We start from the raw sequence: 14,772 nt of genomic DNA, 5'->3' as shown, positions 1-14,772 counted from the left end.
AAGTAATCAAGGAACGCGCCACCAATGCCTTGAATTCCAGAGATAAAAGTCACATGATTCAAGTTAGTATTCCTGCAAAAGCTAGAGAAAAGATTGTGACTATAATGCGAAAATTTAGTTAGTGAAACCAGTAGTAGATACAGTCGCAACAGTAGCTTTCTGAGAACTGGGCAGGCACATCAAAGCGGATAATATTAATTGAATAATCAACAAGAGAACAACAAGCAAGACTAGAAACATAACAAAGATGGAAATTGAAAGCATCTTTATAACACAAAATAGCTATGCTATACTTTATTCATCGTATAATACTTAACACTCAAAATAAAAATTCGACTGTATAAATGCTGTTTTTTTAGAGACACAGATGATTAAAAATATGTCATGCAACCGCCAGTTGCAGAATTGTTGTCCATTGGTTGGTAGCAGGCAACTACTTTTTTTCTTATAATTTGATTATAGAAACAATGAAAATTCTCTTGAGGAGGAACTGTTATGATCTTTGCAGACAAACTAATTAAACTTAGGAAAAAAAGCGGTTGGTCTCAGGAAGACTTGGCAGAATTAATGAACGTGAGCAGACAAGCTGTTTCTAAGTGGGAAGGTGCTCAATCGATTCCTGATTTAGAAAAAATAATAAAATTATCAGAGTTGTTTGGAGTCAGTACGGATTTTTTACTGAAAGATGAAATTGAAGAATTTAGTGAGATAAGTATGTCAGAGGACACCGATAAAGTGCAATACGTCTCAGTTGAGGAAGCAACTTCCTTCCTCTTGGTTAAAGAAGAAACTTCAAAGATAATCGCATTGGCAACATTCCTTTGTATTTTATCTCCCATTTGTTTGCTAATATTAGGTGCTATGAGTGAAATGGAACAATACAATATTTCTGAAGTCATGGCCTTAGGAATTGGAATGATTGTCGTGATACTTTTTGCATTAATTGCAGTTGTTCTATTTGTCATCAGCGGCGCCAAAACCTCGCAATATGAATATTTAAACAAAGAAACGATTGAAACTGGTTACGGTGTAGAGGGAATTATAAAAGAAAAACAAAAAAAGTTTCAGTCTACTTACAATAAATCAAATATTGTTGCAATCATTCTTTGCATCATATCAATTGTCCCTCTATTCATTGGAATAATGATAAACGAAGACAGTTCCATGCTTATCATTATCATGCTGAGTTTATTGCTGGTTATTTCCGGAATCGGTGTATATCTTTTTATTCGTGTGGGTATAGTATGGGCAAGTTATGAAAAACTTCTTCAAGTTGGCAACTATACCATTGAAAAGAAAAAGACAGCTTACGTCATTGAACTGTCCGGATGGGCATACTGGCTCATTATTGTAGCAATATTTCTAGGTTATAGCTTTATAACAAATAACTGGAAATTTAGTTGGATTGTCTTGGTAACCGGCGGAATTTTATTTCCCGCATTCTTAGCAGTAATAAAAATTCTTCAAAGGAAAAATCACTCTTCTAGCTAAGTCATTTTGTTTAACTATTTCTACCTGGGGACAAGTTGGATGACTAACACCGTTGAGAAATCTTCGCACAAACTCTATCACATATCTTCTTGATGGGAATAGAGAAAAGGACCAATAAAATAAAATTGAACAGCATTGAAAAAAGAAAAGAAATAATCGATCACGAATCAACAAGTTAGCAACTTGATCGCATGATAAGGAGATATATATGCCAAAAATTACAATCAATCAATTACAGTCTTACATGAGAACAAAATACAACAAAAAGGAATTCACTAATTCATTATTCATGAAATTGGTTGAAGAAATTGGTGAAGTTGCAGAGGCAATTAATAAAAATGATGGAAGAAAAAAGGACGATGGATTGAGTTCTTTAGCTGATGAACTTGCAGATGTTATCCATTATGCTGTGGCAATAGCAACGATTAATGATATTGACCTTGAACAAACCTTATTAGCGAAAGACCAACGTGCCAGTGTTAAATACAATCAATCACCAAATTTATTAGAGTATCTGAACAATCAAAAAAATTAAGATGACCCGTTGTATCTTTGCCCAATAATCGATATTTTTTAAAGAGCTTTTGACAAGGTGTGATAATGCTTAGGCAAACGTCACACCTTTTTTGATTGATTCGCTCATAAGCTGGTATGACTTCTTTAAGATTTATATCGAAACAGAACGTATTATCAAACGACTGGACTTCGCCATCAATGACCACACTGGCATCTTCGATATTCCATAACTGGCCAGAAAATACGTTTCGGTCTCTCTCCGTCTAAAACAATAAATGAAAGACGTATTTCTTAACCCCTTTAACCAATTAATTATCAGAAAAAAGTAAAAAAATAAACAGCCTCATTGCATTGCTTATGTAGATAGTATTTAATTAAGGCAGGAGGTGCCGATATGGCTAATGAAGACAAAAAAGATTTCAATGCTATGTTGCATAAAGACAACGGTATGCCGAAAGTCCAGATTATTACTGATGAAGCCTCAATCAAAAAATATGGCGGGGAAAAAATGTATTTTGCCCATCCTCTTACTTATGATGAGCTTATGAAGAAAATCCCCCATGGAAAAATCATTACAGTTGGTGCAATTAGAGAATACCTAGCAAACAAAAATAATGCTGATTTTACTGACCCAATGACAGCTGGGATATTCGTTTCAATTGCTGCTTGGGCAAGCCACCAACGTTCAGAAAACAAAACGCCCTATTGGCGAACTCTTAAAGCAAATGGCGAACTAAACCCCAAATACCCCGGTGGAATCGAATCTCAAAAAGCGAAACTAGAAGCTGAAGGTCATACTATCATTACAAAAGGGCGGAAAAACATTAAATACTATGTAAAAGATTACGAAGATTTCTTATTTAAATTATAGATTTGGTTTAAAGCGATGAGCTGATTAGCAGCTTGTTGCTTTTTTATTTTTCTATGGAAGGAGATGAAAACAGAAGGAATAACACACAGAAGCTTGATGTGGTTTTTATGTAAATAAATTATCATCTATTGTCACTAAGAGAATAAATTGATTTTGAACCATTAAATGTCTGGAAAATAAAAAGCCGAAAGCCTTAATCATCAAGGTTTTCGACAATTCCCAATGACACCCCCGACCAGAATCGAACTGATAATTGACCCTTAGGAGGGGTCCGTTATATCCATTTAACTACGGGGGCATAGATTGATTGTTTATGTTTTTAGTTTCTTATGCTTGCACAGCGGGCAAATTCTACACCCCTGTTTCAACTGAAAACACTACAATACATATCAAACTTTATATATTTTCTCATTAATCCCGTTGATTGTCTAGACTAATCTTAAAATTTAAAAAGAATTGCACAGGAAAAATATTCCCTGCGCAATTCTTTTAATCTACTCACTTTTTATAGCTTTATACTGCTTCGGCTTCAGCTTCAACTGCAGCCTCTTCTTCACGTTTGATTTGTTGAAGGGTACTTACTTTAACAAAAGGCATGTAAATTGCCGTTGAAATTAACACATTGACTGCTGCTAGTATTCCACCGGCAACACTTTGAGTCGTTAAAAATCCTCCGATGATCGGCGGTGTGGTCCACGGTGCAATAAATGTTGCTGGTGGTACGATGCCGGATTTCGTTGCGAAATAAGCCACAGTCACTAACACCATCGGAACTAAAATGAATGGGAAAAACATGATTGGGTTTAACACGATAGGCAAACCAAACAACATCGGTTCATTGATGTTAAACAATCCCGGTCCAGCACTCAAGTTGTTAACTACCATATAGGCTTTACTTTTACGACCAACAAGGTAGATAGCTATAATCAAACCAATGGTAGCTCCAGTTCCACCCAAGTTAACGAAACTATCGATAAATGGTTTGTTAACGATGTACGGTGCTGGATCTCCTGCTGCAATCGCCGCAATATTTTTTTCAATCGCATCCACATTGATTGTCTGCATGAACGGGTCGATCATGTTGGCCCCATGCAATCCAAAGAACCATAGGAATGGTGTGATAAAGGCAATCAGCAATGCTGAAGGATAAGTGTTTGCTAATCCCATAAATGGTTGTTGTACCGCTTCATAAAATGAAGTAATAATGTCTGGAATACCAATCCCTGCCAAAATAGCGGCAAATAAACCGAATAAACTGATAACAATCATAGCTGGAAATAAGGCCGCAAAAGATTTTGCAACTGCCGGTGGCACTCCTTCTGGCATTTTAACAACCAATTTATCATTACCAATTAGGCGGACAAACAACTCTGCTGAAACAATACCTGTAATAAGTGCAACGAATAATCCTGTTGATGACATACCGTTTGCACCGCCCAATGCGAAGAATGAGCCTAAGGAAACGGCTCCTGCTGAAGTTCCTTCTTTCCCGTAAGATTTTGCCAAATTATAAGCAACTAAAAATGCGATAAAAACTGATAAAATTGCGAAAGTTCCGTTCCAAACACTGCCTCCAAAAGCTTGCCACTTTCCCTCACCAAAAATTGAGTTCATCACATTTTGGAACGCAGGGATTGGTAAGTTGTTGATCGCCACTGCCAAAGCACCCAAGATCATCATTGGCATACTGACCATAAAAGCATCTCTGATAGCAACTAGATGACGTTGTGCACCAATTTTTGATGCGACAGGAACGAACCTTCTTTCCATAAAGCTAATAAATCTGTCCATTTTCTTTCCTCCTGAATTTTTTTATATAATAGTCTTTACGACTTTTATATCACTTATTATTCGAAAATATTTAGGATAATTGCGTCACAACACGAGCGAGCATAATCAATAATCATGATTACTTGGCTAAATACATTTTTACTCAAGGTATAGTGAGTTTTAATACGATGCTTCGACCTGTTCCAACATCTTTTTAAACTGCTTTTTTTTAAAGAAGCCGAATAAAAAGCCCATCAAAGCATCATTCATTTTATTGAAAGTGCCATGAGATTCCACTGTCTCTGAATAATGGATTTCACAGCTGTTCTCATCAATCTTTTTAATCTCATACGTTGAAACAAATACATTTCTGACATTAGAACTTTGAAAAGTATATTTTTCCCCGTTGACCAATTCAAGAATTTTTATCTTGACCTGTTGACCATTTGAATGTTTCTTCACATACTCATATCCTTCTAACTCTTCCAGTGCCAAGCTCTCACCTGTTGATTGTTTGATATCCATCACGATGGATTCAACGGCTTTGGTAAAAAAATATGATGCTGGTACCTTTAATCGTTTAACAATTTCCATATTCTCACCCCAATGTTATTTCTTTTGCTTTTCGTCATTTTTTCCTTTTATAAAGAAGAATAGTCCTAAAGCTAAAAATGAGCAAGCGGTGACAATACTCAACACATCGTAAGTACCTAACTTTGCATTTGAAGTCAGCACAAAAATCAACAAGCCGACACTCATTAGAAATAGTCCATTTTTAATCAATAGATACCAAGTCCTATCTTAAATTTTATGCAGGAGTTACTTGAAAATATAAAACGCCGCCCCAAGGTTGTGCTTTAATTTCAGCCTTTGCCAATTTGGCAGCCTTCTCTAAATCTCCTTCGTTCGTTTCAAACAACAATTTGATGCCAGATTTTTCCTTGAACTCAAATGTGACGCCCTCTTTGTCAAACCCATTCAACAATTCAATAATTGCATCTTGTTGCATAGCAGAGTTTACTGCAATCATATCTCTCAACCTTTCTTTTTTCAGACCTGAACAGTCAATGTGATCGACTGTTCAGGAGTCATTTTTATCTTTTTTATAACCTAAGCTTCGATATCAACTTTATTTGCCGCTATGATAAACGGAGCCCAAATCGCAAATGCAACTGCCAAGTTGACGATAGTCAAAATGATAGCTCTCCAGTCGCCACCAGTTGCCAAAAATCCGCTTAAAATAGTCGGCATGACCCAAATCACATTTACCACTACCGGTTTCACCAAGCCCAACATTGTGGCAGCATAAGCAATACTTGCTGTTGCTAACGGCGCCAAAATAAATGGTATACCGAACAATGGATTTAAAACTACGGGCAGACCAAACATAACCGGTTCATTGATGTTAAAGATTCCCGGTCCAATGCCCAGTTTTCCGATTGTATTATAGTCAGCACGTTTTGAAAAAACTAATATACCAATTAATAAAACTAGAGTAACACCTGCGCCCCCCGGCCAAACAAACGCTTCAAAAGAACCTGCAACCCACTTGTATGGGACTTCTGCTTGACGCTGATAGGCATTGCTGTTTTCCACCATCGCCACGCCATAAATAGACTGTAATACCGGTGCCATGATGTTCGTTCCGTGAAGCCCGAAGAACCACAACACGTGCACTAATAGAACAATAATAAAGACAGCACCATACCCCTGTGACAAGTTCAGCAGCGGTGCTTGGATAAATTCTGATATCGCATCAATAATAGGCATGCCAACGATTTTTTCAAACAAGTAATAAATCAAACCGACAGTGTATAAGCCTACCACTCCTGGAATAATCGCCGCAAAAGCCTTAGAAACTGCAGGCGGTACAGATTCCGGCATTTTAATGATTACATTTTTCTTAATCAACTTGGCAAAAATAATAACTGAAATAAAACCAAAAATCATTGCTGTAAACAGTCCTGTACCTCCCATGTACTTACTAAATGGAAAATACCCCCAAGCGCCTAATTCAAGAGTTGTAACACCATCAGCTGTGCTCAGTGCACCGCCGGCATCAGTAATCATTGTTGCAGCATCTTTCCCTAATTCGCCTGCCAGTGTCAAGGTAGCCTTTGCAGATTGCGGAATACCAATAAAAAATGCAACCAGCGAAACGACTGCCCCTGACAATCTGTCTACCTCATAAGCTTTCGCAATGTGATAGCCTAGAGATGCTGAAAAAATAACCGCCATAATTGCTAAAGTTCCTGTCCAAACTAAACCATTGATCGAAATAACCGGCGAGAAAAACCTGGTAATAACATTCGTAAAACCATCAGGGTCATTTTCCAAGAAAAAGCTTCCGCTCTTTATGTATTCATTTGGAAAATCACGCATAAAGGCATTTAAAAGCGTTGCCAAAGCTCCTGCCATCGTTGCCGGCATCATGCTGATAAAAGCATCACGCAAAGCAACTAAATGTTTCTCTCCCCCTATTTTTGCAGCAACAGGTAAAATATACTTTTCCATCCAACGTACTAATCCGTTCATTGAGTGTCCTCCTAAAGTCATTTTATGAAAAAAGGATTACCCTTTTAACACCAAAAAGTATCTAACTAACCAACTAACCAACTAACCAACCTGTCCGTTGTTTAGCCGATTTTTTTGTATAAGTCGATGATTTCTTTCGCCAAGTCTGTAAAAGCAATCGCAGTCATCAAGTGGTCCTGACTGTGAACCGTCAATAAAGTAATTGACATTGTTTCACCTTGTGCTTCTTTAGTCAGCAGTCCAGTCTGTGAGTGGTGTGCTTGAACAAGAGATTCTTCAGCAGCTTTTATTTTTTCCTCTGCTTCTTCAAAATTTCCTGCCTTAGCGGCTTGTATTGCTTCCATAGCATCACTTTTAGCATTTCCTGCATTAATAATCAGGCCCATTACGGCTTCTAAATTTTCCTGTTCCATTTATCTTCCTCCATACATTCAATAACTGTAAATCAAAAATTTACTATTCTCCAATTAATTTTAGTGCTTGATTAAGGACATTCTCACCATTCATCATACCGTAATCTTTCATATCGATGACATCTAGAGGAATTCCCTTTGGTGCCAATTTCCCTTCGAATTGAGCTTTCATAAATCTTACTTGAGGGCCTAACAACAAAACGTTCACATCTTTAGCTTCTATATTTTGATCTGCTTCCGAAGCTGAAACTGCAAAGATATCTGCATCTAAACCTCTTTCATCTGCTGCTTTTTGCATTTTAGTTACAAGCAAGCTTGTACTCATTCCTGCTGAACATACTAACATAATTGTTTTTTTTGACATTTTTTTTCCTCCTAAACTTTTATATCTTACTTATATGCAATAAGTATGCCAATATAATTTTTGCTAAAGCTCATACTGACAGTACCTACTCTTCTATTATACTACACAAAACAAAATAAAGGTTACACACTAACGAAATAGTGTGTAACCTTTTCTAATCTGCAAAATCTTCAATAAGGACCTTTAACTTGATTTTCTACAAACATCTGAGCTACTAAGCCGATTTCATCTTCCGGGAACAACAGATGATATTTTTTTTCGATTTGCATCAACTTAGTTTTTACTATGTTGAACTCGATACGATGATTTCTCTTGAACCCCTCCAACTCTTCAAACCGGCGGGCCTCTTCGCCTTTTTTCAGCTTATCTACCATAAATGCTAAATGGATTAAAATCGCCGCATCAACACCGGGCTCCACCAAAATTTTGGCATCTGTCTGAATTTCTGTCACCAGTTTTTGCAGCAGGCGGATCAATTCGGGAACAGAGGGAATGGATTTCAACGATCCTTCCAAAGATGCAATCATTTGTTCAATGGGAATTTCTTCTGCCACGATACGTTTAAAATCATTTAATTTTTCTCCATTAAAAATATCAAAAGCCGAAAAGAAAGGAATATTCTGGTATTCAATATCCACAGTTCCCACAATGGCCTTGACGTCGTATTCCTCGATCAAATTATCGATTCTCTCCCTAAAGGATTCCTTTTCTAAAAATTGAAGCTGAAAAATTTGAACCTCCTCTGTATTGACAACAGGATAGACACGTTCATAAAGTTTTGCAGCCACACCTTCTCCTGTAAAACAAGTTACTACTACCGCTTTTTTGAGCTTTTTCTTAGGTCTGAACTGGTCGCGGATGATGCCTTCAAACGACCCTTGGATATTCTGATAAATGTCCTCCAACGTCCGACCCATCCTTGCCATCCTTACGGCTTCCAAAACAATCATTGTACTGACCATGGAAATCGCCTTGGTTTTGACACCTGTTTCTTCAAAAATCATATTGCCAAAAGTGTTCAAAGAACCCATATCGGTCAGCAGCAGCATCCCGCTGTGCATGTCTTTTTTATGTTCAATGACGTAGTCTCTCACTTTTTCATACATCGTTTGTACTTCCATATCCAAAGGCATATTGAACGCAATTCCGTTTTCAGTCCCCAGCAGCTCTTGAACCGCTTCAAGCATACTTGATGCGGTCGACTTTCCATGCATCAAAAGCAGTACAGCGACTTCGTTACTGACTTTTTTCGTCGGTTCGGTCAAGTCCATAGACAAGAACATGGTAATAAAACCAATCTCATCAAAAGGAATCTCAATATTGAATTCTGCCTCGATAATAGCGGAAAGATCTAGCGCCACTTGAAACTCTTCCCGGTAATTGATACGCACATCATTTAGATTTGGATGGACGATAATCCGGTTGTCTCTGATTCTTTCCAACGTTCCCTGAAGATGTAAAGCAAAAGTAAACCGCGCTTTTTCATTATACGTCCGGCCTAATTTTTCTTCTGCAATGTCATAGAGACGATCTGTTAAAGACCATAACTCGTCTGATATCAAATCCCGATGAATGTCATTTCTAGCCAGTTCGCCAACATAGGCTTCGAAAAACTGGCTAACATCCGAGGCGATGATTTTCTCCAAGTCTACTTCGTCCAGTTCTTCTTTTGATAAACTGGTCACTTTTTTCTCGATGGCTTCATAAACGTCCATATCTCTGGCAGGGTCCTGCTGCCAAACCACGTCTTGAGAGCCCGGTTCAAAAGTCAGGTAATGACTGTTTTTATCAATAAAACGATCCACCCGGTCAGGCATCTCTTTGATTTTTAGAAGACCTTTTTGAACCTGCAAAGGCAAGTCCTTCTGCTTGATTTTCAAGTATTCTTCTTCATGGGTACGGTAATATAAGTAGGATTTGGCACACACCAGTTTCAAATCTCTCTTGACTTGACCGATATTGCCCTCGGCTTGATAAAGCATGAAAGCCAAGACCACGTCTCTTTCCACCACGATTTTTTGCCTTAAACGATCCGCCTCTTGTTTAATAAATAAAGTAACGATATCGTAACGCTCATCTATGGAACGGTTTCTAAGGGGCGGCAAAGTAATCGACATAGGAATGCGCCGATTGAAAGTGGTTAAAAAGACTTCCGAGCTTTCTGTGGTGGCCCCGATGATTTGAACCGAGGCCTCATAGACCCGGGAGCTTTCTCCCAAAGGACGGTAAACACCCTTATCAATAAATGTAAATAACATTTCTTGCCCTTCTGGGGGTAAACGGTGGATTTCATCCAAAAATAAAATACCGCCGTCTGCTTTTGCCAGCAACCCTTCCCGGTCCTCGTCCGCCCCTGTGTACGCCCCTTTTTTAACTCCGAAAATATGGGCAAACAACAATTGCGGATTCTGGGCATAATCCGCACAGTTGAAGGAGATGAAAGGTGCATCTTTTTTTAAATTGGTTGAACTTACTGCAAAACGATACATACATTCGGCGAAGAGGGATTTCCCTGTCCCTGTTTCTCCAAAAATAATGGTGTGCAAACCTTTAGGAGGATACAAAATAGCTGCTTTTGCCTGTTGAATACTCACCTTCAACGAATCATAAGCACCTACCAAATCGTCAAAGGAAATTTCAAACTGTTCCGAATTCTCCCCTTCAGGCAATGCATCAACAACTTTAAAGATGACGGGACGTCCTTGAATGCGGCTGACAAGCCCCTCTTTCGCAAGTTCGTTTAAGTAACGGCTGACATTGCTGCGGTCTAAAGACATCCCCTCAGCTATTTCACTGGCAGTCATTCCATTTGCCTGCTGCTTTAAATACGTAAATATTTGTTCTTGGCGGTTGGTCATCTTAACCCCTAACTTTCTTTGATTACTTTTGCTGTTTTTATCCCCTTCAGCGTTTCTTCTTCTGCTGCTTTTTTTGTTTTGATTTTTTCTTGCCGGCTTTAGATTTTATCGGCTTTGGTTTCTCGGACAGCAGTTCTCCCCCAAACAAAAACATTTCTTGCAGTCCATCTTTCACATAACTGCTGACTTTTTTCAAATCTTTCTCCTGATGGTCGCTTAAAAATGTCAAAACCGTACCGGGCTGATTCATTCTCCCTGTCCGTCCGCTCCGGTGCAGATACTGTTCCTGCCCGTAAGGGATATCATAATGAATCACACAGCTGACATCCTTAAAGTCCAGCCCCCGGGCACCCAAATCGGTGGTCAATAAAAATGGTACTTTCTTTTCCTGAAACATTTGAATGGCTCCTTGACGTTCGAACTTTGATTGATCTGACGCAAGGGTCACGTTTGGTATGCCGTCATAGGAAAGCTTTTCAGAAACCGTCCCTAACTCCTGCACTTCATTGAAAAAGACGATGGCTCTCATCTCTTTAACGTGAGCTAAACTTCTCAGCGCAGCACTTCTTTTTCTTAAAGGCAGTCGAAGATAGCCGTGGATCACCTGCTGATTATCAGAAAGTTCTTTTGTTACATCAATCAGAAAAACCTTTTTACCGATTAATTCAGTGAAAGTTGTTTCGATATTTTTTCCAGTCGCAGATATCCCGATAAGCTGGGTTTCTTGTTGTAATCTTCTTAAAATATTTCGGGCAGCATTCAATTCTGAATGTTCCAGCAATTGATCCACTTCATCTAAGACGACTATTTTTAATAAATGCGCCTTTATTTTTTTTTGCTGGATTAGTTCATACACCCGTCCCGGCGTACCGACCAAAACTTCCGGTTTCTCTTTTAACCGTTCGATTTGCCGGTTGACATTTGCCTGTCCGATGACCGGCTGCACTTGCAAGCCAATCAGTTTCAGCCAAATTCTGGCGACCTCTGTGACCTGCATCGCCAGTTCTTGAGTGGGCAGCAGAACCAATAGTTGATTGCCGGCACCTGCCTCCAGTCTTTCAAATAACGGTAACAGATAGGCCAAAGTTTTTCCCGTTCCCGTGGGAGAAACTCCTAAAATCGTCTGCCCGGATTTTATCGGCTCATATAAATGCTGCTGGATTGCCGTGGGAGATGTATAACCTGATTTTTCCCATTGGGATTGCCACTCGGCTGAAAATTTATTTACATCCATTTAAAACTTCCTTTAATTAGTTTTTTTATCGGCTGGAAACACGATATTTTCTTGGTGACGCAGTTCTTCCATAATTTTATGAACTTTTTTAGTCAATGCTAACAATTGCCCATACTCTTTTTGATTTTCTTGAGGGTGATTGATCATCTCAGCAAACACAGCTGCTTCTTCTACCATGGGATTTTCTTCTTTGGTGATTGGCACTATTTCTGTCTCATCCGTCTGTTGATGGTAAATTTTGATTTCTGAAATGCTGTTAACAGCGTCCAATAAAATCGTTTCATGATAACTGATAATTTCTGCCGGCATGAAGCTCGTACTTGTTTTTCCAGTCATCATCACCACATCAAAATTTTCGTAACGAAAAATGATTTGCCCTGTCCCGTCAACACCAGTAGAAAGTTTTCTGGCAAAATAATGGACTTTTTCAGGCACCCCGAACCAGGCTACCGCAGCATACACCAAGTAGATACCCAAGTCCATCAACGCTCCGCCTGAAAAGCGCGGTGAAAAGATGTTCGGCTCCTCCCCGTCCAACACTGCATCATATCTGGAAGAATATTTCATGAAGGTAAAATTCGCTGCAACTAATTCTTCTTTAGCCGGTAATAATTCAGCAACCTTTTTAAAGTTGGCTTCATGGATATTGCGGGCAGCTTCAAAATATAAAACTTCCTGTTCTGCAGCCAAAGTCAGCAATTCCTCCAGCTCTCGGTATGTCGAAACGGCTGGTTTCTCCACTATCACATGCTTTTTGTTAAGAATAGCGGCCTTTGCCTGTTCATAGTGCAAGCTGTTAGGGGAAGCAATGTAGACTACTTCTAATGCGGGATCAGCGAAAAACTGCTCCAAGTCAGTAAAAACATTTGTTACTTGATAGGGTTTTCCAAATTCTAATGCCGTACTCTCTTTACGAGAATAAACACTGTGAAGCTCAAACTCTTTTATTTCCAATGCTGCCTCGACAAATTGATGTGTGATCCAGTTCGTACCGATTATCCCTAAATTTAACACATAAATCACTCCTCTTCTTTCATTGACTGTCTCATCTCTGCCATGTAAATTATTATCTTCTATTTCATAATATCCGTTCTATGGTTGATTCTTTTCCTTGAGCAGCTTCAAAAGATAAAGCCTTTTTCATTTTAACCAAATGTTTGATTTAATTCAAAAGAAACAGGCTGATTCAGCTGAATAAAATCTTCGCCTACCCGGCAATCGTATCCGATGACTTGGAGCCCTTCTTCCACCCCGGCCGAAACTTCTTCATAAAATTTCCGGTCGATATGATCAGCAATCGTAAATTTTGCAACATTTTCCATTTGAATAATGAACAACAAGTAATTACGGTAGCCTTCTGTCATCAGTTGACGCAGATGAGCCACGTGTTTGCTGGCACGTTGGGACGGCGCATCAGGAAATGCTCCGATGTTATTTTGCTCAAGTGTCAACCCTTTCACTTCAATAATAGCTTTTTCAGCTGCATCGGTTTCAAGATAAACATCAAATCGGGAAGAAGCAAATGTTTTTTCCCGTTGCAGCAGAGTGATGTTGCCAAAAAGTCCGGGTAGTTGGATTAAGCCCGTGGATAAGCCGATTTCTGCCAGCTCATTGGGTACCTGACTGTCAATGTTAACCCATTTGTCACCCTTTTTTACACTAATCAAGTCATAATCGGTCTTTCGCTGGGGACCAGGTTGATAGGATAACCCCACTTGAACATTTTTTAATAACAACTCTTTACAACGTCCTGTATTTTTCACATGGACAGTGACCAGCTCATTAGTGCTGTGAAGCAAACACTTTGCCACAAAACGATTGGGACGTTCAATAAACGTCGCAAGCTCTACACGATGATAATAAACGATTTTCCCCCACCTCATTTCATATTTTATTATACACTAAGTAGGAAATTTCTTGTATGGCGTGACCGAAAGAAAACAGACAGCACATTCTAAAATGAAATAGATGATGCTGTTGAGATGAATGGCAGACAAAATCGGCATCAGTTTTAAGCGTAGGTATGGAAAGTCAGTCATTCCTAAATATAAAAAAGACCGCTTCAGAAAAATTTTCCTCTACGATCTTGTTTTATTATTTGGGTCGTTCCAGTTCTATCAATTTATCGAATGAAACAGCGTAATTTGGACCAGACAACCGTCCCACTGCTTTTAGTTTATCCAATTTTAAACGTTTTTCTTCTTGATCAAAAATTTCTGGAGCAAACTGAAATGCCGTCACTTTCAAAATGAACAAATCTGTTACCACAGCTCCCGACTCCCCTTTAATTGGCACATAGTCATGGAGACGTGTTTCTAAACGTAAGTTTGCTTCTGAAACAGCAGGCAAGCTGATGGTTTCGCTTGGGACCAATGAGACATCAACCAGAGATATTTCGCTTTCTTCCGGACTCAAGGACTGGGAAGTCCTGTTCATTTTCTCCAGCAAATGCTCTTCCACTAGGTGGATGACCCCTTCTTTTTGATGAAGCAAGTTGCGGGCAGTATCTTTCATCTCTCCTTGAACTCTCAAAATCGCAAGAGACAGCAGAGGTTCTTCGTTACTGACACCAGAAAAAAAACTAAAAGGAGCTAAATTCAAATTTTCTGTTTGCGGATTTTTCGTCAATATCCAAGCAATCGGACGGGGGACGATACTCCCGGAAAGAAATTTATACTGCTCTGCTTTGCTTAAATCTTCACTACGATAGACATGCATCC

At 39.0% G+C, this 14,772-nt stretch carries 14 protein-coding genes, 1 tRNA gene and 1 pseudogene; 3 read left to right on the top strand and 13 right to left on the bottom strand.

The window, feature by feature from the left end:
* Positions 1 to 495 precede the first annotated feature (495 nt).
* The 3 genes from AC4PHI_RS02480 to AC4PHI_RS02470 all read left to right on the top strand — a co-directional run bounded on the left by AC4PHI_RS02480 (position 496) and on the right by AC4PHI_RS02470 (position 2,878).
* Positions 496 to 1,491, top strand: a complete 996-nt coding sequence (locus tag AC4PHI_RS02480; RefSeq protein ID WP_492200749.1) for a helix-turn-helix domain-containing protein — start codon at positions 496 to 498, stop codon at positions 1,489 to 1,491.
* Positions 1,492 to 1,699: 208 nt separating this feature from the next.
* Entirely contained in the window at positions 1,700 to 2,026 is a 327-nt protein-coding gene (locus tag AC4PHI_RS02475; protein WP_492200748.1) for a MazG nucleotide pyrophosphohydrolase domain-containing protein, read from the top strand.
* 375 nt (positions 2,027 to 2,401) lie between these two features.
* The gene (locus tag AC4PHI_RS02470; RefSeq protein WP_492200747.1) at positions 2,402 to 2,878 is read left to right on the top strand and encodes an MGMT family protein; all 477 of its coding nucleotides are present in this window, start codon (positions 2,402 to 2,404) and stop codon (positions 2,876 to 2,878) included.
* A 226-nt stretch (positions 2,879 to 3,104) separates the two neighbouring features.
* Here the strand turns inward: AC4PHI_RS02470 and AC4PHI_RS02465 are convergent.
* From AC4PHI_RS02465 to AC4PHI_RS02405, 13 genes and pseudogenes are all read right to left on the bottom strand, one after another.
* A tRNA-Arg gene (locus AC4PHI_RS02465) sits at positions 3,105 to 3,176 on the bottom strand.
* Positions 3,177 to 3,391: 215 nt separating this feature from the next.
* Entirely contained in the window at positions 3,392 to 4,669 is a 1,278-nt protein-coding gene (locus tag AC4PHI_RS02460) for a PTS sugar transporter subunit IIC (RefSeq protein WP_492200746.1), read from the bottom strand.
* Between the two features lie 159 nt (positions 4,670 to 4,828).
* Positions 4,829 to 5,242, bottom strand: a complete 414-nt coding sequence (locus tag AC4PHI_RS02455) for a DUF3284 domain-containing protein (RefSeq protein WP_492200745.1) — start codon at positions 5,240 to 5,242, stop codon at positions 4,829 to 4,831.
* A 15-nt stretch (positions 5,243 to 5,257) separates the two neighbouring features.
* On the bottom strand, positions 5,258 to 5,431 hold the full coding sequence (locus AC4PHI_RS02450; RefSeq protein ID WP_492200744.1) for a DUF3188 domain-containing protein: 174 nt from the start codon (positions 5,429 to 5,431) through the stop codon (positions 5,258 to 5,260).
* Positions 5,432 to 5,456: 25 nt separating this feature from the next.
* Entirely contained in the window at positions 5,457 to 5,678 is a 222-nt protein-coding gene (locus AC4PHI_RS02445; protein ID WP_492200743.1) for a hypothetical protein, read from the bottom strand.
* An 80-nt stretch (positions 5,679 to 5,758) separates the two neighbouring features.
* Positions 5,759 to 7,183: a PTS sugar transporter subunit IIC gene (locus AC4PHI_RS02440; protein ID WP_492200742.1), complete on the bottom strand. Its 1,425-nt coding sequence runs from the start codon at positions 7,181 to 7,183 to the stop codon at positions 5,759 to 5,761.
* Positions 7,184 to 7,284: 101 nt separating this feature from the next.
* A complete protein-coding gene (locus tag AC4PHI_RS02435; RefSeq protein WP_492200741.1) occupies positions 7,285 to 7,596 on the bottom strand; it encodes a PTS lactose/cellobiose transporter subunit IIA in 312 nt (103 codons plus the stop codon).
* A 43-nt stretch (positions 7,597 to 7,639) separates the two neighbouring features.
* On the bottom strand, positions 7,640 to 7,960 hold the full coding sequence (locus tag AC4PHI_RS02430; protein ID WP_492200740.1) for a PTS sugar transporter subunit IIB: 321 nt from the start codon (positions 7,958 to 7,960) through the stop codon (positions 7,640 to 7,642).
* Between the two features lie 170 nt (positions 7,961 to 8,130).
* Positions 8,131 to 10,842 (bottom strand): annotated as a pseudogene (locus AC4PHI_RS02425) (sigma-54-dependent transcriptional regulator); the annotation flags it as partial.
* A gap of 22 nt (positions 10,843 to 10,864) precedes the next feature.
* On the bottom strand, positions 10,865 to 12,052 hold the full coding sequence (locus AC4PHI_RS02420; RefSeq protein ID WP_492200739.1) for a DEAD/DEAH box helicase: 1,188 nt from the start codon (positions 12,050 to 12,052) through the stop codon (positions 10,865 to 10,867).
* Between the two features lie 12 nt (positions 12,053 to 12,064).
* The gene (locus AC4PHI_RS02415; RefSeq protein WP_492200738.1) at positions 12,065 to 13,066 is read right to left on the bottom strand and encodes a Gfo/Idh/MocA family protein; all 1,002 of its coding nucleotides are present in this window, start codon (positions 13,064 to 13,066) and stop codon (positions 12,065 to 12,067) included.
* A gap of 131 nt (positions 13,067 to 13,197) precedes the next feature.
* Positions 13,198 to 13,935, bottom strand: coding sequence for a DNA/RNA nuclease SfsA (sfsA, locus tag AC4PHI_RS02410; protein ID WP_492200737.1), 738 nt, complete (start codon positions 13,933 to 13,935; stop codon positions 13,198 to 13,200).
* Between the two features lie 211 nt (positions 13,936 to 14,146).
* Positions 14,147 to 14,770: a flavin reductase family protein gene (locus tag AC4PHI_RS02405; protein ID WP_492200736.1), complete on the bottom strand. Its 624-nt coding sequence runs from the start codon at positions 14,768 to 14,770 to the stop codon at positions 14,147 to 14,149.
* Between the last annotated feature and the right edge of the window lie 2 nt (positions 14,771 to 14,772).

The organism is Vagococcus sp. QWL-13 (genome assembly GCF_058683555.1).
Note: the sequence above shows the minus strand (reverse complement) of the source record. Positions and strands in the feature narration are given on the sequence as shown.